This window comes from Stutzerimonas stutzeri, from assembly GCF_024448935.1.
In the GTDB taxonomy this organism is placed as follows: domain Bacteria; phylum Pseudomonadota; class Gammaproteobacteria; order Pseudomonadales; family Pseudomonadaceae; genus Stutzerimonas; species Stutzerimonas stutzeri_AO.
Genome location: NZ_JAMOIE010000011.1, coordinates 1 through 19,649 on the forward strand (window position 1 = coordinate 1; position 19,649 = coordinate 19,649).

Genomic DNA, 19,649 nt, shown 5'->3' on the forward strand with positions numbered 1-19,649 from the left:
GATGCCGAAATCGGTTCGATACGCCCGGTCAGAACAAAGGCCGCGCGCTGGCGAGCGCCACAACCACAAGCCCCAGCAACAGGTTGATGCCAACCAGCCGACGGATCTTCCCCAGCGCCGCGCCGCCTTCCGGCCAGTTCTGCTCGGCGATAGCGCGCTTGAGTTCCGGCAGTTGCAGCAGTTGGATGCGCAGAAACAGCGCAAGCATCACCAGAAACAGCCCGGCCATGATGTGGACGTAGCGGGGTGCCGCATCCAGGCCGTCGAAGCGCATGTGCCACATACCGATACCTGTGATCGGCAGAATCAGTACCGAAACCCAGACCCATCGAAAGAAGCGGCGAAACACTTCGGCCCATAGCGTTAGCCGTTCCGGCGCCTGCAGCTCGGAAACAGCAGCAGGGCGAAGCACTATCCAGGCGAAAAACATGCCCCCGACCCATATCACTGCAGCCAGTACGTGAAGTGAATAGGGCGCAGCGAATGCAGTCATGGGAAATCTCCGGTGGCGGTTGAGGAAACGCGCGTTATCATAGCCAACCTTCTGAAGTACTGAAAATATATACAGCCTCCGCACCCATGCTCAGCACCGAACTCAAGTCCCAGATCCAGGGCGCCTATACCCAGTTCCTTGACGCCAAAGGTCTCAAGCCCCGCTACGGTCAGCGTCTGATGATTGCCGAGGTGGCGAAAGTCCTGGGCGCAATCAAAGCCGACGACGAAGGGCGGCGAGAGGGGGAGCCTGCAATCGTTGCGGTCGAGGCCGGCACCGGCACCGGCAAGACGGTCGCTTACAGCCTGGCTGCGATCCCGACGGCCAAAGCGGCAGGCAAGCGTCTGGTGATCGCGACGGCTACGGTCGCCTTGCAAGAACAGATCGTGCACAAGGATTTGCCGGACCTGATGCGCAACAGCGGCTTGAGCTTTTCGTTTGCCCTGGCCAAGGGGCGCGGTCGTTATCTGTGCCTGTCCAAGCTAGACGCGCTGCTTGGCCAGGCACAGAGCGCTACCGCTCAGTTGTTCGAAGCAGACGGCTTTCGCATTGATGTCGATGAGCGCAGCGAGAAGCTGTTCGGCAGCATGATCGAGAAGCTCGCGGGCCATCGTTGGGATGGTGATCGCGACAGCTGGCCGGAAGAGCTGGCCGACCCCGACTGGGCGCGCCTGACCACCGATCACAGCCAGTGCACCGGACGCCGCTGTCCCAACTTCCAGCAGTGCGCGTTCTACAAGGCGCGCGAAGGCATGACCAAGGTCGACGTCATTGTCACCAATCACGACATGGTGCTTGCCGACCTGGCGTTGGGCGGCGGGGCGGTGCTGCCCGACCCGCGCGACACGCTCTACGTCTTTGATGAAGGCCATCATCTGCCAGACAAGGCGATCGGGCATTTCGCCCACTTCACCCGCCTGCGTTCCACTGCCGAGTGGCTTGCTCAGGTCGAAAAAAACCTGACCAAGCTGCTCGCCCAGCATCCGTTGCCGGGCGATCTCGGCCGGCTGATCGAAGCCGTGCCGGAGATCGCCCGGGATTTGCGCAGCCAACTGCAGTTCATGTTCAGCGCCTGTGAACAGCTGGCTGACTTTCGACCCGGCGAGGACATGCAGGGGCGTGAGAGGCCACGGCACCGTTTTGTCGGCGGCGTGGTGCCGGAGCATCTGATCGAGCTGGGTATCGAGCTGAAAAAGGGTTTCGCCAAGCTCAACGACCTGTTCACACGTCTGACCGAATTGCTTAAGGAGGCGATGGATGGCGAAGCGGCTGTCGGCATCGCCAGCCATCAGGCCGAAGAGTGGTACCCGCTATTCGGCAGTCTGCTAACCCGCGCACAGGGCAACTGGGAGCTATGGACGGCCTTCACCCTCGACGATCCTGAGGACAGTCCGCCGATGGCGCGCTGGCTGACGCTGGCTGAAGGCGGCGCGTTGTTCGATATCGAGGTCAACGCCAGCCCGATCCTCGCGGCTGAAACGTTGCGCCGCAATCTGTGGAACGTCTGCTATGGCGCGCTGGTGACCTCGGCGACGCTCACCGCATTGAACAGTTTCGATCGCTATCGCATGCGCGCCGGGCTGCCACGTTGTGCTGTTACCGCGGTGGTGCCCAGCCCGTTCCATCACGCAGACGCCGGCGTGCTGAGGGTGCCCGATCTCAGGGCCGACCCGCGTGATGCAACTGCACACACGGCGGCGATCGTGCGGGATCTGCCGGAGCTGGTGGAGGCCTCGCGCGGCACGCTGGTACTGTTCTCTTCACGCAAACAGATGCAGGACGTATTCGACGGGCTGGAGCGTGACTGGCGCAGACGGGTGCTCATTCAGGGCAACCTGTCCAAGCAGGAGACACTCAACAAGCACAAGGCACGCGTGGATGATGGGGACAAGAGTGTGCTGTTCGGGCTCGCCAGCTTCGCTGAAGGTGTCGACCTCCCAGGGGCTTATTGCGAACATGTGGTCATTGCCAAGATTCCCTTCGCGGTACCTGATGACCCGGTTGAGGCAGCGCTGGCCGAGTGGATCGAGGCGCGAGGCGGTAATCCATTCATGGAAATCGCCGTGCCTGATGCCTCGTTGCGTCTCGTCCAGGCCTGCGGCAGGTTGCTGCGTACCGAAGAGGACCGTGGCACCATCACATTGCTTGATCGACGGGTCGTCACGCAGCGCTACGGCAAGGCCATTCTTAATGCATTGCCGCCGTTCCGGCGAGAGATCGGCTGACCGCCTCGGCGGCCATCATGAGCCGTCATTCAAAGGGCTGATAGGACCATCATTCTCGACGGGGCTGTTTCTTTGAGGCGATGTGGCTGAAACAATACTCGCCCGTCATACCAACCCAGAGGAGCGCAAGCGTGCAGATCCAGGGATATTTCGACCTCCGTTTCGAGGCGGTCAGAGACGCGTTCAGCCAGCTGTTCGAGCAGACCCAGCAGCGTGGCGCCGCAGTCTGCGTGAAGGTCGGTGGCGAAACGGTTGTCGACCTCTGGGCCGGTGTTGCGGACAATGCTGGTGAACAGGCCTGGCAGAGCGACACCCTGGTCAATCTGTTTTCCTGCACCAAGGCATTCACTGCAGTGGCTGCGTTACAGCTGGTAGGAGAGGGCAAGCTGCAGCTGGATGAGCCGGTTGCCCGTGTTTGGCCGGAATTCGCCGCCAACGGAAAACAGGACATTACCCTGCGGCAGCTACTCAGCCATCAGGCCGGGCTGCCGGCTATTCGCCAGCCACTACCGCCCGAGGCGTTGTACGACTGGGAGACGATGACTGCAGCACTCGTGGCTGAAACGCCCTGGTGGACGCCTGGAGAGGGTCACGGGTATGCCGCGATCACCTATGGTTGGCTGGTTGGCGAATTGATCCGTCGCGGCGACGGGCGTGAGCCGGGCGAAGCGATAGTCGCGCGCACTGCTCGTCCTCTGGACCTGGATTTCCATATCGGTCTGGCCGATAGCGAGTTCGACCGGGTCGGTTATCTGACCCGGCAGAAAAACAATCCTGGCGATGCGACAGCCCAACGGGTAGTCAAAGCCTTGATGAGTGACCCGCAGTCACTCACCGCTCGTGCCTTTACCAACCCTCCGTCGATCATGAACAGTGCCAACAAGCCGGAGTGGCGTCGAATGGCTCAGCCGGCGGCCAACGGGCACGGCAATGCACGGTCATTGGCGGGCTTCTACGATGGCCTGTTGCGAGGGGAGCTGCTCGATGACCAGCTGCTGGACGAGTTGACCCGCGAACACAGCGTTGGAGAGGATCGCACGCTGCTCACCCGTACTCGTTTTGCGCTGGGCTGCTGGCTGGACCAGCCGGATGTGGAGAACGCTACCTTCGGCATGGGGCCGGGTGCGTTTGGCCACCCAGGCGCTGGCGGCTGCATCGGTTTTGCCGATCCCCAGCGTGACGTAACCTTTGGCTATGTCACCAATACGCTGGGGCCTTATGTCCTGATGGACCCTCGAGCGCAGACACTCGCTCGGGTAGTTAAGGCATGCGTCGGTTGAACCACTCGTCTGGTTGGCAGGAAGACACCTTGCAGAACAAGGACCTGCGTCCACAATTTGAGACAAATCCTTGCTTAAGCTGCGTGCTGAACCCGCGCGGTCTGTTTTCGCCACTCACTTTCATGGAAATTGGCTCATGAATCTGCTGAAAAGCACCTCCCTGATACTCTGTATGGTCATCGCCGGCTGCAGTTCCAACGATGAAAAGCCGGTCGAGGTGGTTGCGGCGCCGAGTCCCGTGATTGATGCGGCCTGGTTGGATGGATATGAGCCGCGGCTTCGCGATGCGTTGAAAGACAGTCACTTTGAACTTGAGCGCCGCGGAGGCGTGTTGGTGGTTACGGCCCCGGTCGATGGCTCCTTCAATCCCGACCGCCCAGGCATGCTGTTGCCGGTGACGCTTGGTCCGCTCAGCCGAGTGGCGAAACTGGTGGAAGGCGACGAGAGGACCGCTGTGGTCGTGCTTGGCCATGCTGACAGCACCGGGCCAATCGATATCAACCGTGACATCAGCCGTCAGCGTGCGGGTGCCGTCGCCGCGATTTTTCGGCTCAGTGGCTTGAAGCACGATCGGCTGCGCATTCGCGGGCTCGGTTCGGATATGCCGCGGGCCTCCAACGAGAAGGAAGAAGGACGCGCCTTGAACCGCCGTGTCGAGATGGTCTTGGCTCCGCAACCCACCTTGCTGGCGCTGATTGGCCACTACAGCGACGCGCCTGTCAAACCGACTCAGGTGGCTGCGGCAGAAGTCAGCAAAACCAAATAAGGGCGTCGCCTGACAGGCCAGGCGCTCGGGCCACTTTTGCGTTGAATCAAGCGGGGCGAAGCGCAGAGCCGGTAAGCTTTGGCTTCAACCGTTTTCCAGGAACCCAGCGATGACCCAATCCTTGGCCGATATGCGCCGCGATTACACGCGCGACGGACTCAGTGAAGCGAACGCGCCGGAACAGCCCTTCGGGCTATTTCGTCAGTGGTTCCAGGAGGCGGTGGAGACCGAGCAGCTTCCCGTGGAGCCAAATGCAATGAGCTTGGCTACGGTCGACGCCGAGGGCCGCCCGCATTGCCGAGTGCTCTTGCTCAAAGCGCTGGACGAGTGCGGCTTCACCTTTTTCAGCAACTATGACAGTGCCAAGGCCGAGCAGCTGGAAGCATGCCCCTTCGCTGCGATGACCTTCTTCTGGCCAAGCCTGGAGCGTCAGGTACGTATCGAGGGGCGGGTGGAGAAAGTCAGTGCTGCCGAGTCGGACGCCTATTATCAGGTTCGTCCGCTGGGCAGCCGCCTCGGTGCCTGGGCTTCACCACAAAGCCAAGTGATCCGCGATCGCGCCGAACTGGAACGGCTCCTCGCCGAGACAGAGCAGCACTTTCTGGACAAGGCCCCGCATTGCCCCCCCCATTGGGGCGGCTACCGTCTGCTGCCGGAACGGATGGAGTTCTGGCAGGGGCGTCCCAGCCGCCTGCATGACCGGCTGAACTATCGACGCCTCGCCAGCAACTGGCAGCGGGAACGTCTGGCGCCCTGACGCGCTGACACAGTTTGATGAGAGGCCGGCTCCGGCCTCTTTTTTGTCAGGTGTCGTTGTAGCGCGCCAATTCGCTTTCCAGCCAGGCTTGCAAGTCCTTCCGTTTGACTCGCGCATCTTTCGCCGCGGAAAGGCGTTGCAACATCCACGCTCGCTTCTGCGGATCGTCTCCTGCCAACGACAACGCCAGGTCCCGGTCCGCCCATTGCCTGAAGCGGATGAACAGCCAGGCATGGAAAACTAGCCCGGCCAGCGTGACGATGAAGATGATGAAGTAGTCCATGGGTAGTCTCTGGCAACAGCTTGAGCGAGCGTCCTGCATGCGGGGCGGGATCGCCTCGGGTAAAGTAAGGTCCTAGTTGACTGAATGCTGAGTCAGGACGAGGCGGTTGCCAAGCGCTTCATCGCCGCATACGACTGACCATGCGGTCGGGACCAATCTCATTTCCCAGGAGAGTACCAATGCGCAACTCCATATTTGTCGCTTCTTTCATGGCCGTGGCGCTTGCCGTCGGCGGTTGTACTTCCAGCCTTACCGGGGATAGCTATTCCCGCGACGAGGCGCGAAGCGTCCAGAGGGTACGTTATGGCACGATCGAGTCATTGCGCCCGGTCAAGCTCGAAGGCACCAAGACCCCGATCGGTACCGGTGCAGGCGCGGTCGTCGGTGGTATTGCCGGCAGCGGGGTGGGCGGAGGCCGGGGCAGTGCCGTTGCGGCGGTAATCGGTGCGCTGGCGGGCGGTATGCTCGGATCGGCAGTGGAAGAGGGTATCACCCGTGCTCAAGGCGCTGAGATCACGGTACGTGAGGATGACGGCAACCTGCGCGCCTATGTGCAGGAAGTCGAGCCTAACCAGGTTTTTCGCGTCGGTCAGCGTGTGCGCATCATGACGATTAATGGCACTAGCCGTATCGCACCCTGATTTCGCTGGGTTCGGCAGGGATGGCAAGGCCTATCAACAGGTTGCTGCGACGCCAGTGAGATTCGATGAGCGCAAGCGGGTGGGTTGTTTCTGCATTGCCTGGGAGACAGGGCGCAGGCTGAAGGCCGGCTGATACGGTATTCAGGCTGCGCCTTTTGTTTTTCGAAATACTTGAATCCATGACGTTGCTGTGAACGGTATGGATAATCGGCGCTCACCGCCATGCCCCCTTCGGGGCGAGCACGGGTCGACCAAGGGATATAACTGCCGTGCGCATGCACGGCTCAAGGGGTTTTACGCATGGCGCTTGCGCTGATCATCGCTTTGCCATTCCTGGGAATCTGCCTGCCGTTGCTGTTTGAACGGTTCGGCCGATCTGCCTGTGCATTCGGTGCCGGCCTGGCCCCGTTGCTGGCGTTGGTATTGCTGTGGTCCAAGCGTGCTGATGTTTTTGGCGGCGAGACGGAAGTGCAGACATTGACCTGGCTTCCCGATCTGGGGTTGAACCTCAGCTTGAGGCTAGACGGTTTAGGGTTTCTCTTCGCGCTGCTGATTCTGGGGATCGGCCTGCTCGTTATTCTGTATGCGCGCTATTACCTGTCGAAAAGCGAGCCGATGGGACGCTTCTTCAGCTTCTTTCTCCTGTTCATGGGCGCCATGCTCGGTGTGGTACTGGCCGAAAACCTGCTCCTGATGCTGATGTTTTGGGAGTTGACCAGCCTTTCGTCGTTCCTGTTGATAGGCTTCTGGAATCACCGTTCCGATGCTCGCCAAGGCGCCCGGATGGCGCTCGTGGTGACCGGTGGCGGCGGGCTGGCGCTGCTGGCCGGTATCTTGCTGATCGGGCATATCGTCGGCAGCTACGAGCTAAGCACCGTTCTAGCGTCGGGTGATCTGATCCGCGCCAGTGCTTTGTACCCGTTGACCCTGATTCTGATTCTGCTTGGCGCGTTTACCAAGTCGGCGCAGTTTCCGTTTCACTTCTGGTTGCCACAGGCAATGGCGGCGCCCACCCCGGTATCGGCTTTTCTGCACTCTGCGACGATGGTCAAGGCCGGTGTGTTCCTGCTGGCGCGGCTGTATCCGGCACTGTCGGACTCGGAATGGTGGTTCTATCTGGTCAGCCTGACAGGCTTGGCGACCTTGCTGATCGGCGCGGTAATGGCGCTGTTCCAGCATGATCTGAAGGGGTTGCTGGCCTATTCGACCATTAGCCATCTCGGTTTGATTACCCTGCTGCTCGGCCTCGACTCGCGCCTCGGGCCAGTGGCAGCGATCTTCCATATCATCAATCACGCCACCTTCAAGGCTTCGCTGTTCATGGCTGCGGGGATCATTGATCACGAGACCGGAACGCGCGACATGCGGCGCGTCAATGGCATGCTGAAATACATGCCGCACACGGCGGCGCTGGCAATGGTGGCGTCGCTGGCAATGGCTGGGGTGCCCCTGCTCAACGGCTTCCTCAGCAAGGAAATGTTCTTTGCCGAGACCCTTGATCAGCATCTGTTGGGCAGCTTCTACTGGACGATCCCGGCCCTGGCGACGCTGGCGAGTGCCTTTTCGGTCGCCTACTCGCTGCGCTTCGTGCACGACGTGTTTTTCAACGGCGAACCGATCGACTTGCCTAAATACCCGCCACATGAGCCGGCGCGGTACATGAAGATTCCCGTCGAAATCCTGGTTTTGCTGTGTCTGCTGGTGGGCACCCTGCCTGCCTACACGGTCGCACCCTTGCTGGCTGCAGCCGTAGCCGGCAGCTTGGGTGGAGACGTGCCTGAATACAGCCTGGCAATATGGCACGGCTTCAATCTGCCCCTGGCGATGAGTTTCGTTGCGCTGGGCGGAGGCTTGCTGATCTATTCGATGCGCAAATGGGCGTTTCGCTGGTATGAAGGACTGCCGCGCGTCGATTCGCTGCAGGTGTTCGCTCAGGTGGTCAGCGGGATTGCCGCAACGGCGCGCTGGGTAACCGAGCGTATGGAGAACGGGTCGTTGCAACGCTATCTGGCGCTGATGCTGGTCAGCTCGTTGCTTGTTGTGATCTACGCATTGACCCCGCTGCAAACGCTGCGGGGCTCTGTGCCACTGACGCCCCTGGACGGTATCACCGTCGCTGGCATGCTGCTTCTCGGGCTGGCGTCGGTAATGACCGTGGTCTTCCACCGCAGACGCCTCATGGCGCTGATGGTGCTCAGCGTGGTTGGGTTGATGGTAGCGCTGGTGTTCGCTCGCTATTCCGCACCTGATCTGGCGCTGACGCAGCTATCCGTCGAGGTGGTGACCATCATTCTGCTGATCCTCGCGTTGTTTTTCATGCCTGACCGCACGCCGGTCGAGTCGAGCAGCCTGCGCAGTTTCCGCGACCTGATCATTGCATCCTCCTTTGGCACCATGGTCGCCCTGTTGGCCTACGCGGTACTGAGTCGGCCGTATGACAGCATTGCCTCGTTCTTTCTCGAAAACAGTGTGTCCGGGGGCGGTGGTACCAACGTGGTAAACGTGATTCTGGTCGATTTTCGGGGTTTCGATACCCTAGGGGAGATTGCCGTGCTGGCAATCGCTGCGGTTGGGATCTATGGACTGCTCCATGGGCTGCGCCTGCCACACCCGATCCGCGACTACGGCGGTAGGTTGTGGTCAACCGATAGGCATCCAATGGTGCTGGACACGCTGTCTCGTGTGCTGTTGCCGATGGCGCTGTTGGTGTCGGTTTTCATCTTCTTGCGCGGCCACAATTTACCGGGGGGCGGCTTCATCGCTGGCCTCATCACTGCGGTCGCTCTGATCCTTCAGTACATCTCGCATGGTGTGGTCTGGGCGCAGCAGCGACAGCCGTTCAGCTATCACGGCGTGGCGGGGCTCGGTGTGCTCATTGCGGGCCTGACCGGCCTCGGTAGTTGGCTGTTCGGTCGGCCTTTCCTGACCTCGGCTTTCGGCCATTTTCACCTGCCATTGATTGGCGACTTCGAACTGGCAACCGCGATGCTGTTCGATCTTGGTGTCTATCTGGCCGTGGTAGGAGCAGCCCTGCTGATTCTTTCCAACATGGGTCATGTCAGTCAGGACGAGTCGTGCAAGGAGGTGCTTTGATGGAAATCGTGTTCGCGGTCACGTTGGGCGTGATGATGACCAGTGGCGTGTATCTGTTGCTCCGCGCACGGATATTTCCTGTGGTCATGGGGCTGACGTTGATTTCCTATGCCGTCAATCTGTTCATTTTCGCAATGGGGCGTCTCTCCACCGGTGTTCCGGCAATCATCGGAGCCAGCGCCGAGTACGGTGATCCTTTACCGCAGGCTCTGGTGCTGACTGCGATCGTCATTGGCTTCGCCATGACCGCGTTCGTTGTGGTGCTGGCGCTTCGCGGACTGGGTGAGTTGCGTACCGATCATGTTGATGGTCGGGAGCCGCGCAAATGAATCATGCGTTGATCATGCCGATCCTGCTGCCCTTGTTGGTCGGCTGCAGTCTGCTGTTGCTTCATCGCCAGCGTGCATCGCTTAAACGCCTGCTATCGGTGACGGCTACCTGGTTGCTGGTGCCGCTGGCCTTGGGGCTGTTATGGCAGGCCGATGCTGGCCAACTGTCCGTGTACCGTCTTGGCGGCTGGCAGCCACCGTTCGGCATCATGTTGCTGCTTGACCGGTTGAGTGCCCTGATGCTGCTGGTGACCGCCATACTGGCGGGATTCTCGGTGCTGTACGCCGTGCGTGGCGATGACGAGCGCGGGCCGAATTTCCATGCACTGTTTCAGTTCCAGCTGGCGGGCATCAACGGTGCCTTTCTGACGGGTGATCTGTTCAACCTGTTCGTGTTCTTCGAGATTCTGCTGATCTCGTCTTACGCGCTGTTGCTTCACGGCCAAGGCGCGAAGCGCGTGCAGTCGGGCATTCATTATGTCGTGCTGAACCTGTTGGGCTCATCGCTGTTTCTGATCGGTGTCAGCATGCTCTATGGTCTGACCGGAACCTTGAACATGGCCGATCTGGCAGGACGGGTTGGTGCAGCTGATCCGGCCGACGCTCCGCTTCTCGCTGCGGCGGGCTACCTGTTGCTGGTGGTATTTGCGTTGAAGGGAGCGATCCTGCCGCTGTATTTCTGGCTGCCGCGTGCGTATGCCGCGGCGACCGCGCCGGTGGCTGCGCTGTTCGCGATCATGACCAAGCTCGGGCTCTACGCCATCGTGCGCGTGTTCACGCTGATCTTCGGCAGCGAAGCGGGTGTGTTGAGCAACATGGTGCTGGACTGGTTGTGGCCGCTGTCGATGCTTACGCTCGTTGGTGGCGTACTGGGCGCACTGGCCGCCCGCAACCTGCAGATACTGCTGTCCTATCTGGTGGTGGTTTCGGTGGGCACCTTGCTCGCCGGTATCGCGCTGGGAACAGAGGCGGGCCTCAGCGCTGCGCTGTACTACCTGGTGCACAGCACGCTGGTGTCCGGAGGACTGTTTCTGCTGGCTGACCTCATCGCCCGCCAGCGCGGCGATATGGCCGCCGAGCTGCTGTCGGCTCCCGCACTCAAGCAGCCGTTGTTGCTGGGCGCGTTGTTTTTCGCCGGCGCGATTTCGATTGCCGGGCTCCCGCCTTTCTCAGGTTTCATTGGCAAGCTGATGCTACTGCAGGCCGTGCCTCCCGGAGTCGACGCCCTGCTGCTGTGGCCAGTGATTCTGGTGGGCGGATTGGGGATGGTGCTCGCACTGAGCCGGGCCGGCAGCATGGTGTTCTGGCGGCCTAGTGAAGCGGTCAGTGTTGGAAGGCCCGCGGATCGCGTGCGAGTGGTGGCAACCTTTGGTTTGCTGTTTGGCAGCGTGTTGTTGGTAGCAGTGGCGCAGCCGATCCAGGCCTACATGCAGGCGACCGCAGCCCAGTTGTTCGAGCTACAGCCGTATCTGCAGATTATCCGGGGAGGTGAGGCATGAAATCACGTCTGCTGCCCAACCCTGCGCTCACCTTGCTGCTTGCGCTGCTCTGGCTGATGCTCAATAACGCACTGAGCGTGGGGCAACTGGTGCTTGGACTGTTTTTAGGTTGGGCGATCCCATTGCTGGTGCAGGGATTTCTGGTTGACCTACCGAAAGTGCGTAGGCCCTTGAAGCTCTGCCTGTTTCTGCTGAAGGTGTTTTACGACATCGTCGTGGCCAACGTCAGTGTGGCCAAGCTGGTGCTCGGTTCTCGGGATCGACTGCGGCCTGCCTTCGTCGAGATATCGATGGCCATTGAGCATCCGTTCGTCCTCGCCGTGTTGACCAGCATCATTTCGTTAACCCCTGGAACGGTATCGGCGTCTTTGCGACCCGGGCACAAGATGTTGCTGATTCACGCTCTGGATGCCCCCGACATCGAGGCGCTGGTCGCCGGGGTGAAGAGCCGTTACGAAACGCCGCTGCTGGAGATTTTCGAATGCTCGCGTATGTAATTCCCCTGTGCATGGCGATTATCGGAATCGCAGCGATCTTAAACGTGGTGCGGCTCGTTCAGGGGCCGGACATGCCTGATCGAGTATTGGCGCTCGACACCTTGTATATCAATGCGCTGGCCTTGATCGTCCTGTTTGGTATCTGGCTCGCGTCCGATCTGTTCTTCGAGGCGGCTCTGCTCATCGCGGTGATGGGTTTCGTCAGTACCGTGGCCGTGGGCAAGCACCTGTTGCACGGCGACATCATTGACTGAGGAGGCTGCATGCCATTCTGGATAGAACTGCTGGTGAGCGTGTTTCTGATGGTGGGGAGCGCGTTCGCCTTGGTTGGGGCGATCGGTTTGTACCGCCTTCCCGATTTCTTTACACGGCTGCACGGTCCGACCAAGGCAACCACGCTTGGGGTCGGTGGGATCGTCATCGCTTCGATGATCTTCTTCAGTAACCAGGGCAACGGCCTCAGCGTCCATGAAGTGCTGATCACCCTGTTTTTGTTTTTGACCGCGCCGGTCAGCGCCCATGTCCTGGCGAAGGCTGCCATGCAGCAAAGGCTGCCTTATACGGCCAAAACCCGCGGCAAACCCTGGGATTGAAGCGGGTCTGATGAGCGTTCGTTACCGCCTCGTTGCCGAGGCGGCATGGCGTGGTCGTTCAGATGACGAGGCTGCTCGGCGAGGGCTGATGCTCATTGTCCTGCGTCAATTGCTTGATCATCGCCTGCTGCAGCCGGGTACACAGCAGCGGGTCCGACAAGGGCTGGTTGTCGGTAGTGGTGACGAAGAACACGTCCTCGACACGCTCGCCCAACGTGGCGATCTTGGCGTTCTGCACCGAGAGATCGAAGTCCAGAAACAGCTGGCCAATGCGCGCCAATAGCCCGGGGCGGTCCGGTGCAACGACCTCGATGATCGTTTGCGGGCGCTGCATGTCGTTGTGGATGGTGACCTGCGGTGGGAACGCGAAATGCTTCAGTTGCCGAGGCACACGTTTCTGAATGATGGTCAGGTAGTCATCCGGATTACGCAGCGCGTTGATCAGCCCTTGCCGAATTTCCTCTGTGCGCTCGGGGTCGTGGCCAATGGGAGAACCGTCGGCGTCCAGCACGATGTAGGTGTCCAGCGTGAACTGGCTGCTCGAAGTGATGATGCGGGCATCGTGAATGTTCAGGTTCAGCTGGTCCATGGCCGCCACGGTAACGGCGAAGAAGTCATGCTGATCGGGTGCATAGATGAAGATCTGCGTGCCGCCTTCGAATTCACGCTGGGTGGTTTCCTTGATCAGGACCAGCGGACCGCCGTTGGCCGGGTGTTCGATGATCGCATCGGTGTGCCAGGCGACGTCGGTAGCGGTATGGCGAAGGAAATAGTCGTCGCCTAGCTGCGCCCAGAGCTGTTCGGCGTCGTCCGGATCGGTGCCGTGACGCACCAGGTCATCGAGCGCGGCGCGCTGGGTCTGGCGGATCTGCTCCTCGCGTCCCAGCGGGTTTTCCAGGCCACGCTTGAGCGCGCGTTTGGTTTCGGTATACAGCTGGCGCAACAGGCTCGCCCGCCAGGAATTCCAGAGGGTCGGGTTGGTCGCGTTGATGTCTGCAACGGTCAGCACATACAGGTAATCGAGGTGGGTTTCGTCACCGACCTGCTGGGCAAAGTCGTTGATCACCTGTGGTTCAGACAGGTCCTTGCGCTGCGCAGTGGTCGACATCACCAGATGGTTCTCAACCAGCCATACCACCAGGCGCGTGTCCCATGCAGGCAGCTTGTGGCGTACACAGAATTCCTGCGCATCCACCGCGCCCAGCTCCGAATGGTCGCCGCCACGGCCCTTGGCGATATCGTGATAGAGCCCTGCGATATAGATGAGCTCCGGCTTGGGTAGCCGTTCCACCAGTTTGCTGGCCAGTGGATACTTTTCGGCGACCCCGGGTTTGCTCAGTTTGCGCAGGTACTTGATGACATTGAGCGTATGGGCGTCGACCGTGTAGATATGAAAGAGGTCATGCTGCATCTGCCCCACGATACGGCCGAACTCGGGCAGGTAGCGCCCGAGAATGCCGTAGCGATTCATGCGTCTCAGATTGCGGTGGATGCCTTCCTTGCACTTGAACAGCTCGATGAACAGGCTGGTGTTGCGGATGTCGCTGCGAAAATCGTCGTCAATGAGATGCCGGTGGTCCCGGAGGAGGCGAATGGTCTCCGCTCGTACCCCCTGAATGTCAGGGTGTTGAGCCAGCAGTACGAAGATTTCCAGGATCGCGAAGGGCCTGCGCTTGAACACCGAATCATCGGTCACTTCCAGATAGCCGTCGCGCACCAGGAAGCGGCTGTTGAGCGGCACCGCATCGCCGCTGTCGCCCTCCCAGAGGATGACTTCGGCAAAGTGCTGTCCGACCAGATCGCTCAGTTCTGAAATGCTCATCACGACGCGGTAGTACTTCTGCATGAAGCGCTCGATCGCCAGCTTGGCGTCGCTGTCTTCATAGCCGAGGAGGGCGGCGAGGCTGCGCTGGTGGTCGAACAGCAGTCGATCCTCCGCGCGCCCGGCCAGCATGTGCAATCCGTAACGGACCCGCCAGATGAATTCTTGGCCAGACACCAGTAACGAGTACTCGCCTTCGGTCAGAAATCCCTGATCGAGGATGGCGCTAAGATTCAAGCTGCCGAACTGGCGCCGTGCTATCCACAGGATCGTCTGGATGTCGCGCAGCCCACCAGGCGAGCCTTTCACGTTTGGCTCCAGATTGTATTCGGTATTGTTGTATTTGGCGTGGCGCGCGGCCTGTTCGTTACGTTTGGCGAGGAAAAACTCTTTGCTCGGCCACATCTCCGAAGGGCTGATGACCTTCAGCATGTTCTGGCGCAGGCGCTCGGGACCGGCGATCGTACGGCTTTCCATGAGGTTGGTGATGACGGTCAGGTCCGCACGTGCCTCCTCGGCGCATTCCTGTACCGAGCGAACGCTCTGGCCGACTTCCAGGCCGATGTCCCATAGCAGGGTCAGAAACCGCTCGATGGCGTCGCGGAATATTTCCTGGTCATTGTTATCGAGCAGGATCAGCAGGTCGATATCGGAATAAGGGTGCAGCTCGCCGCGCCCATAGCCGCCGACGGCTACCAGCGCTATGTCCGCCTCGTTGTTCCAGTCGAAGCGGCCCCAGGCGGCGCGTAATATCTGATCGACGAACCAGGCGCGGCCTTCGATCAGGCTCCGGATGTCCTGGCCGGCGAGGAAGCGTGCATCGAGCACCTCCCGCGCCTTGCGTATGACTTTTTTGAAGGCGGCGATGGGGCTGGCCTTAAGTGCCAGTTCAGCCTGGAACTGGCTGCGGTCGAACAATTCGGAATCAACCTGAGGCATACGTCGCCCTCCATCAAAGCATCAAAATCAGGGCGATGTGCGGGCTATCGTGTCATCGCTGCGCAGGGTGAAAATTTCATAGCCATCGGCGGTGACCACAAGGGTGTGTTCCCATTGGGCGGATAGCTTGCGGTCCTTGGTAATGGCTGTCCAGCCGTCACCAAGCAGGCGAGTTTCCGAGCGGCCCTGGTTGATCATTGGCTCTATGGTGAAGGTCATGCCTTCCTTTAGCTCCAGCCCGGTCCCGGCGCGGCCGTAGTGAAGCACTTGAGGCTCTTCGTGGAAAACCTTGCCGATGCCATGTCCACAATACTCGCGGACGACGGAGAAGCCGTTCTTCTCGGCATGCTTCTGAATCACCTCACCGATGTCCCCTAGGCGCGCTCCGGGGCGGACTACCTCGATACCTTTGTAAAGACACTCCTGCGTCACCTTGCAGAGCCGCTCGGCCCACTCTGGCGCTTTGCCGACGATGAACATTCGGCTGGTATCGCCGTGGTAACCGTCCTTGATGACCGTGATATCGATATTGAGGATGTCACCGTCTTTGAGGGGCTTGTCATTGGGAATGCCATGACAGACGACATGATTGATCGATGTGCAAATCGATTTGGGATAACCCTTGTAATTGAGCGGGGCGGGTATGGCCTGTTGCACATTGACGATGTGCTCGTGGCAAATGCGGTCCAGCTCTTCGGTGGTGACGCCCGGCTTGACGTGACCACCGATCATTTCGAGCACCTCGGCGGCCAAGCGGCCGGCAATGCGCATTTTGTCGATGTCTTCAGGCGTCTTGATGGAAACAGTCATGCAACCCTCTTGGCGCCAAGAGGCGCAGGCGGAAAAATTGAAGGGGCAAATGATAAACCAAATAGACCAAGAGCCGATAAAGCGCTGGAGGCTGTAACGCTGAACGAGAAGCAGGGCGTGCGGGAATGCGTTCTGTCCAGCCTCTAGCCTCTAGCCTGCCTTTATGCTATAAAACGCGCCGCTCTGCGGGACTACCTGCCGAGCCTGACCCCACACACGTGTCGACACGGTATCCTGGGTGCTCGCAAGAGTTGGATATCGGGACGCGTGGAGGCCTAACCCGACTTATCTGAGGAACTCTCATGTCCCAAGTCACCATGCGCGATATGCTGAAGGCCGGTGTGCACTTCGGCCACCAGACCCGTTACTGGAACCCGAAGATGAATAAGTACATCTTTGGCGCGCGCAACAAGATTCATATCATCAATCTTGAGAAAACCCTGCCGATGTTCAACGACGCGCTGCGTTTCGTTGAAAAGCTGGCCGCAGGCAAGAACAAGATTCTGTTCGTTGGCACCAAGCGTTCCGCTGGCAAGATCGTTCGCGAAGAGGCTGCTCGTTGTGGCTCGCCGTATGTCGATCATCGCTGGTTGGGCGGCATGCTGACCAACTACAAGACCATTCGCGCCTCGATCAAGCGTCTGCGTGACCTGGAAGCCCAGTCCCAGGACGGTACTTTCGACAAGCTGACCAAGAAAGAGGCGCTGATGCGTACTCGCGATCTTGAGAAGCTGGATCGCAGCCTGGGCGGCATCAAGGACATGGGCGGTCTGCCGGACGCCATGTTCGTTGTTGACGTCGATCACGAGCGTATTGCGATCTCCGAAGCCAACAAGCTCGGCATCCCGGTTATCGGCATCGTTGACACCAACAGCAGCCCGGAAGGCGTCGACTACATCATCCCGGGTAACGATGATGCCATCCGTGCCGTGCAACTCTATCTGGGCTCCATGGCGGACGCTGTACTGCGTGGTCGTCAGAACAATGCTGGCGGTGCGGACGAGTTCGTCGAAGAGTCAGTCGCAGAGACTGCTCAAGGCTGAGCGAATTTTTCGCCTAGCTGATACCCGTTGAACAGAAAGGGGGCTATGCCCCCTTTTTGCCAATTCCGAATTGATCGCCCGCGTTGAGGCACGATCGAAAATCGAATCGAGAGGATTTGCGAACATGGCAGAGATCACTGCAGCCCTGGTTAAAGAACTGCGCGAACGTACCGGCCAAGGCATGATGGATTGCAAAAAGGCGCTCACCGCCGCTGGTGGCGATATCGAGAAAGCCATTGATGACATGCGTGCAGCGGGTGCCATCAAGGCCGCCAAGAAGGCTGGCAATATCGCTGCTGAAGGCGCCATCGCGGTCAAGGTTGCCGACGACAACACGCGCGCCGTGATTATCGAAGTCAACTCGCAGACCGACTTCCTGGCACTGCAGGACGACTTCAAGAATTTCGTCAACAGCAGTGTCGAGAAGGCCTTTGCTGAGAAGATGTCTGACGCTGCTCCGTTGATTGCCGCTCAGGAATCCGATCGCCAAGCCTTGGTGGCCAAGTGCGGTGAGAACGTCAATATCCGTCGCCTGACCTCCGTTGAGGCCGATCTGGTGGGTTCCTATCTGCACGGTCACCGGATTGGTGTCCTGGTTGCGCTGAAAGGTGGTAGCGTCGAGCTGGCGAAGGAAATTGCCATGCACGTCGCCGCCAGCAATCCCCAGTTCCTGGACCCGACGGAGGTTTCGGAGGAGGCTGTTGCGAAGGAAAAAGAAATCTTCCTGGCACTGAACGAAGACAAGATCAAGGGCAAGCCTGCCGAAATCGTCGAGAAGATGGTTGCCGGCCGTATCAGCAAGTTTCTTGCTGAAGCCAGCCTGGTCGAACAGGCATTCATCAAGGATCCGGACGTCAAGGTCGGTGAGCTGGCGAAAAAAGCCGGTGCCGAAATCGTTTCGTTCGTTCGTTACGAAGTCGGTGAGGGCATCGATCGCGCTGAAGTCGACTTTGCTGCCGAAGTTGCCGCTCAGGTCGCTGCCACCAAGCAATAAGACGCTTCTGCCGTCCTCGAAGAGGCTGCCCGCTCACGCGCGCGGCCTCTTTGTCGGATTGGCGGATGGAAACGTTTTTGGCCAATGCGACAGTCACCGCATGGCACCAACGCGAGACTGCGCTGTCATAGCGCAGACATTTTTTCCGGCTGCAGGCCAGCCTAGTCATACCAACGCCGCAGGAGAGACAACGCCAATGGCTCAGCAGATGAGTGCACGCAATCCTCGCTATAAACGCATTCTGCTCAAATTAAGCGGCGAGGCCCTGGTGGGTTCGGAGGACTTTGGCATTGATCCCAAGGTGCTTGATCGCATGGCCTTGGAGGTTGGGCAGTTAGTCGGCATAGGTGTAGAAGTTGGTCTGGTCATTGGTGGCGGCAATCTTTTCCGTGGTGCCGCTCTGTCTGCCGCGGGCATGGATCGTGTGACTGGCGACCACATGGGTATGCTCGCTACGGTCATGAACTCCCTGGCCATGCGTGACGCCTTGGAACGCTCGAACATCCCGGCATTGGTCATGTCGGCGATTTCGATGGTCGGGGTCACTGACCATTACGACCGCCGCAAGGCGATGCGTCACCTGAAGAGTGGCGAAGTAGTGATCTTCTCCGCGGGCACCGGCAATCCGTTCTTTACCACCGATTCGGCCGCCTGCCTGCGTGCCATCGAGATTCATGCCGATGTGGTGCTCAAGGTCACCAAGGTTGACGGCGTTTATACGGCCGATCCCTTCAAGGATCCGAATGCCGAAAAGTTCGAGCAGCTGACCTATGATGATGTGCTTGAGCGCAAGCTGGGCGTCATGGACCTGACTGCCATTTGCCTATGCCGCGACCACAACATGCCGCTGCGGGTGTTCAATATGAACAAGCCCGGTGCCCTGCTCAATATTGTGCTTGGCGGCGCTGAAGGAACCCTGATCGAGGAGCAGTACCAATGATCAACGAGATTAAGCAAGACGCTCAGGAGCGCATGAAGAAAACCCTGGAGTCGCTGGGGCATGCGTTCGCCAAAATTCGTACCGGTCGTGCTCATCCAAGCATTCTCGATGGCGTTATGGTGTCGTATTACGGCAGCGATACCCCGCTGCGCCAGATTGCCAATGTCACGGCAGAGGACTCGCGCACTTTGGCCCTTACTGTCTTTGACAGAGGCATGATCCAGGCCGTAGAAAAGGCGATCATGACGTCTGATCTGGGCCTGAACCCTGCCACTGCCGGTACTACGATTCGCGTACCGATGCCTGCGCTTACCGAAGAGACCCGTAAGGGGTACACCAAACAGGCACGCTCAGAAGCTGAGAATGCGCGTGTCGCCGTGCGCAACATTCGCCGTGATGCCATCGCCCAGCTCAGGGATCTGGTGAAGGAAAAGGAAATCAGCGAGGACGAGGAACGCCGCGCCCAGGACGACGTTCAAAAGCTGACCGACAAGTACGTTGCGGAGATCGACAAGGCGCTTGAAGGTAAGGAAAACGATCTGATGGCTGTTTGATGTCGCTGTACCGGACGTCGTCCGTACTGCACACGTCGGAGTGCGCCGAGGCCGAAAGCTTCGTGGCGCGAGGGGCTAACCAGTCGTATCC

Annotated in this window: 19 protein-coding genes; 15 read left to right on the plus strand and 4 right to left on the minus strand. The window is 59.6% G+C overall.

The annotated features are described in order from the left end of the window. Nucleotides 1–28: 28 nt before the first annotated feature. A complete protein-coding gene (locus NA637_RS04935; protein WP_256071223.1) occupies nt 29–493 on the minus strand; it encodes a CopD family protein in 465 nt (154 codons plus the stop codon). Nucleotides 494–579: 86 nt separating this feature from the next. On the opposite strand from NA637_RS04935, the gene dinG reads away from it, so the two are divergent. From dinG to pdxH, 4 genes are all read left to right on the plus strand, one after another. Further along, complete coding sequence (dinG, locus tag NA637_RS04940; RefSeq protein ID WP_256071224.1) at nt 580–2,718, plus strand: ATP-dependent DNA helicase DinG; 2,139 nt, start codon at nt 580–582, stop codon at nt 2,716–2,718. 131 nt (nt 2,719–2,849) lie between these two features. Further along, nucleotides 2,850–3,998, plus strand: a complete 1,149-nt coding sequence (locus tag NA637_RS04945; RefSeq protein ID WP_256071225.1) for a serine hydrolase domain-containing protein — start codon at nt 2,850–2,852, stop codon at nt 3,996–3,998. A gap of 136 nt (nt 3,999–4,134) precedes the next feature. Further along, nucleotides 4,135–4,764, plus strand: coding sequence for an OmpA family protein (locus tag NA637_RS04950; protein WP_256071226.1), 630 nt, complete (start codon nt 4,135–4,137; stop codon nt 4,762–4,764). Nucleotides 4,765–4,873: 109 nt separating this feature from the next. Further along, nucleotides 4,874–5,521, plus strand: coding sequence for a pyridoxamine 5'-phosphate oxidase (pdxH, locus tag NA637_RS04955; RefSeq protein ID WP_256071227.1), 648 nt, complete (start codon nt 4,874–4,876; stop codon nt 5,519–5,521). Nucleotides 5,522–5,567: 46 nt separating this feature from the next. Here pdxH and NA637_RS04960 read toward each other — a convergent pair whose 3' ends face one another. Beyond that, nucleotides 5,568–5,804, minus strand: a complete 237-nt coding sequence (locus NA637_RS04960; protein WP_256071228.1) for a hypothetical protein — start codon at nt 5,802–5,804, stop codon at nt 5,568–5,570. A 179-nt stretch (nt 5,805–5,983) separates the two neighbouring features. Between NA637_RS04960 and NA637_RS04965 the strand changes: the two genes are divergently transcribed. The 7 genes from NA637_RS04965 (at nt 5,984) to NA637_RS04995 (ending at nt 12,456) form a co-directional block, all read left to right on the plus strand. After that, nucleotides 5,984–6,445, plus strand: coding sequence for a glycine zipper 2TM domain-containing protein (locus tag NA637_RS04965; protein WP_256071229.1), 462 nt, complete (start codon nt 5,984–5,986; stop codon nt 6,443–6,445). 300 nt (nt 6,446–6,745) lie between these two features. Further along, nucleotides 6,746–9,538 carry a monovalent cation/H+ antiporter subunit A gene (locus NA637_RS04970; RefSeq protein ID WP_256071230.1) on the plus strand — a complete coding sequence of 931 codons (2,793 nt, stop codon included), beginning with the start codon at nt 6,746–6,748 and terminating at the stop codon, nt 9,536–9,538. Continuing rightward, complete coding sequence (locus NA637_RS04975) at nt 9,538–9,867, plus strand: Na+/H+ antiporter subunit C (RefSeq protein ID WP_045429034.1); 330 nt, start codon at nt 9,538–9,540, stop codon at nt 9,865–9,867. Before NA637_RS04970 ends, NA637_RS04975 begins: the two co-directional genes overlap by 1 nt. Then, entirely contained in the window at nt 9,864–11,366 is a 1,503-nt protein-coding gene (locus tag NA637_RS04980) for a monovalent cation/H+ antiporter subunit D (protein ID WP_256071231.1), read from the plus strand. The genes NA637_RS04975 and NA637_RS04980 overlap by 4 nt, the downstream gene beginning before the upstream one ends. Further along, complete coding sequence (locus NA637_RS04985) at nt 11,363–11,863, plus strand: Na+/H+ antiporter subunit E (RefSeq protein ID WP_256071232.1); 501 nt, start codon at nt 11,363–11,365, stop codon at nt 11,861–11,863. Before NA637_RS04980 ends, NA637_RS04985 begins: the two co-directional genes overlap by 4 nt. After that, nucleotides 11,848–12,117, plus strand: a complete 270-nt coding sequence (locus tag NA637_RS04990) for a K+/H+ antiporter subunit F (RefSeq protein ID WP_256071233.1) — start codon at nt 11,848–11,850, stop codon at nt 12,115–12,117. Before NA637_RS04985 ends, NA637_RS04990 begins: the two co-directional genes overlap by 16 nt. A 9-nt stretch (nt 12,118–12,126) precedes the next feature. Further along, the gene (locus NA637_RS04995) at nt 12,127–12,456 is read left to right on the plus strand and encodes a Na+/H+ antiporter subunit G (protein ID WP_256071234.1); all 330 of its coding nucleotides are present in this window, start codon (nt 12,127–12,129) and stop codon (nt 12,454–12,456) included. A gap of 58 nt (nt 12,457–12,514) precedes the next feature. On the opposite strand, the gene NA637_RS05000 is transcribed toward NA637_RS04995, so the two are convergent. Together NA637_RS05000 and map are read right to left on the minus strand one after the other, a co-directional pair. Further along, complete coding sequence (locus tag NA637_RS05000) at nt 12,515–15,217, minus strand: [protein-PII] uridylyltransferase (protein ID WP_256071235.1); 2,703 nt, start codon at nt 15,215–15,217, stop codon at nt 12,515–12,517. Nucleotides 15,218–15,244: 27 nt separating this feature from the next. Beyond that, complete coding sequence (gene map / locus NA637_RS05005) at nt 15,245–16,027, minus strand: type I methionyl aminopeptidase (RefSeq protein WP_256071236.1); 783 nt, start codon at nt 16,025–16,027, stop codon at nt 15,245–15,247. Nucleotides 16,028–16,329: 302 nt separating this feature from the next. Between map and rpsB the strand changes: the two genes are divergently transcribed. From rpsB to frr, 4 genes are all read left to right on the plus strand, one after another. Continuing rightward, nucleotides 16,330–17,070: a 30S ribosomal protein S2 gene (gene rpsB / locus NA637_RS05010; protein ID WP_256071237.1), complete on the plus strand. Its 741-nt coding sequence runs from the start codon at nt 16,330–16,332 to the stop codon at nt 17,068–17,070. Between the two features lie 124 nt (nt 17,071–17,194). Then, nucleotides 17,195–18,064, plus strand: a complete 870-nt coding sequence (gene tsf, locus NA637_RS05015; RefSeq protein WP_256071238.1) for a translation elongation factor Ts — start codon at nt 17,195–17,197, stop codon at nt 18,062–18,064. A 196-nt stretch (nt 18,065–18,260) separates the two neighbouring features. After that, entirely contained in the window at nt 18,261–19,004 is a 744-nt protein-coding gene (gene pyrH, locus NA637_RS05020; RefSeq protein ID WP_256071239.1) for a UMP kinase, read from the plus strand. After that, nucleotides 19,001–19,558, plus strand: a complete 558-nt coding sequence (frr, locus tag NA637_RS05025) for a ribosome recycling factor (RefSeq protein WP_256071240.1) — start codon at nt 19,001–19,003, stop codon at nt 19,556–19,558. The genes pyrH and frr overlap by 4 nt, the downstream gene beginning before the upstream one ends. The last annotated feature ends 91 nt before the right edge of the window (nt 19,559–19,649 follow it).

What these genes read in the sequence shown, in the direction of transcription:
- NA637_RS04935 (WP_256071223.1), bottom strand. Translation starts at nt 493, where the DNA reads ATGACTGCATTCGCTGCGCCCTATTCACTTCACGTACTGGCTGCAGTG.
- dinG (WP_256071224.1), top strand. Translation starts at nt 580, where the DNA reads ATGCTCAGCACCGAACTCAAGTCCCAGATCCAGGGCGCCTATACCCAG.
- NA637_RS04950 (WP_256071226.1), top strand. Translation starts at nt 4,135, where the DNA reads ATGAATCTGCTGAAAAGCACCTCCCTGATACTCTGTATGGTCATCGCC.
- pdxH (WP_256071227.1), top strand. Translation starts at nt 4,874, where the DNA reads ATGACCCAATCCTTGGCCGATATGCGCCGCGATTACACGCGCGACGGA.
- NA637_RS04960 (WP_256071228.1), bottom strand. Translation starts at nt 5,804, where the DNA reads ATGGACTACTTCATCATCTTCATCGTCACGCTGGCCGGGCTAGTTTTC.
- NA637_RS04965 (WP_256071229.1), top strand. Translation starts at nt 5,984, where the DNA reads ATGCGCAACTCCATATTTGTCGCTTCTTTCATGGCCGTGGCGCTTGCC.
- NA637_RS04970 (WP_256071230.1), top strand. Translation starts at nt 6,746, where the DNA reads ATGGCGCTTGCGCTGATCATCGCTTTGCCATTCCTGGGAATCTGCCTG.
- NA637_RS04975 (WP_045429034.1), top strand. Translation starts at nt 9,538, where the DNA reads ATGGAAATCGTGTTCGCGGTCACGTTGGGCGTGATGATGACCAGTGGC.
- NA637_RS04980 (WP_256071231.1), top strand. Translation starts at nt 9,864, where the DNA reads ATGAATCATGCGTTGATCATGCCGATCCTGCTGCCCTTGTTGGTCGGC.
- NA637_RS04985 (WP_256071232.1), top strand. Translation starts at nt 11,363, where the DNA reads ATGAAATCACGTCTGCTGCCCAACCCTGCGCTCACCTTGCTGCTTGCG.
- NA637_RS04990 (WP_256071233.1), top strand. Translation starts at nt 11,848, where the DNA reads ATGCTCGCGTATGTAATTCCCCTGTGCATGGCGATTATCGGAATCGCA.
- NA637_RS04995 (WP_256071234.1), top strand. Translation starts at nt 12,127, where the DNA reads ATGCCATTCTGGATAGAACTGCTGGTGAGCGTGTTTCTGATGGTGGGG.
- NA637_RS05000 (WP_256071235.1), bottom strand. Translation starts at nt 15,217, where the DNA reads ATGCCTCAGGTTGATTCCGAATTGTTCGACCGCAGCCAGTTCCAGGCT.
- map (WP_256071236.1), bottom strand. Translation starts at nt 16,027, where the DNA reads ATGACTGTTTCCATCAAGACGCCTGAAGACATCGACAAAATGCGCATT.
- rpsB (WP_256071237.1), top strand. Translation starts at nt 16,330, where the DNA reads ATGTCCCAAGTCACCATGCGCGATATGCTGAAGGCCGGTGTGCACTTC.
- tsf (WP_256071238.1), top strand. Translation starts at nt 17,195, where the DNA reads ATGGCAGAGATCACTGCAGCCCTGGTTAAAGAACTGCGCGAACGTACC.
- pyrH (WP_256071239.1), top strand. Translation starts at nt 18,261, where the DNA reads ATGGCTCAGCAGATGAGTGCACGCAATCCTCGCTATAAACGCATTCTG.
- frr (WP_256071240.1), top strand. Translation starts at nt 19,001, where the DNA reads ATGATCAACGAGATTAAGCAAGACGCTCAGGAGCGCATGAAGAAAACC.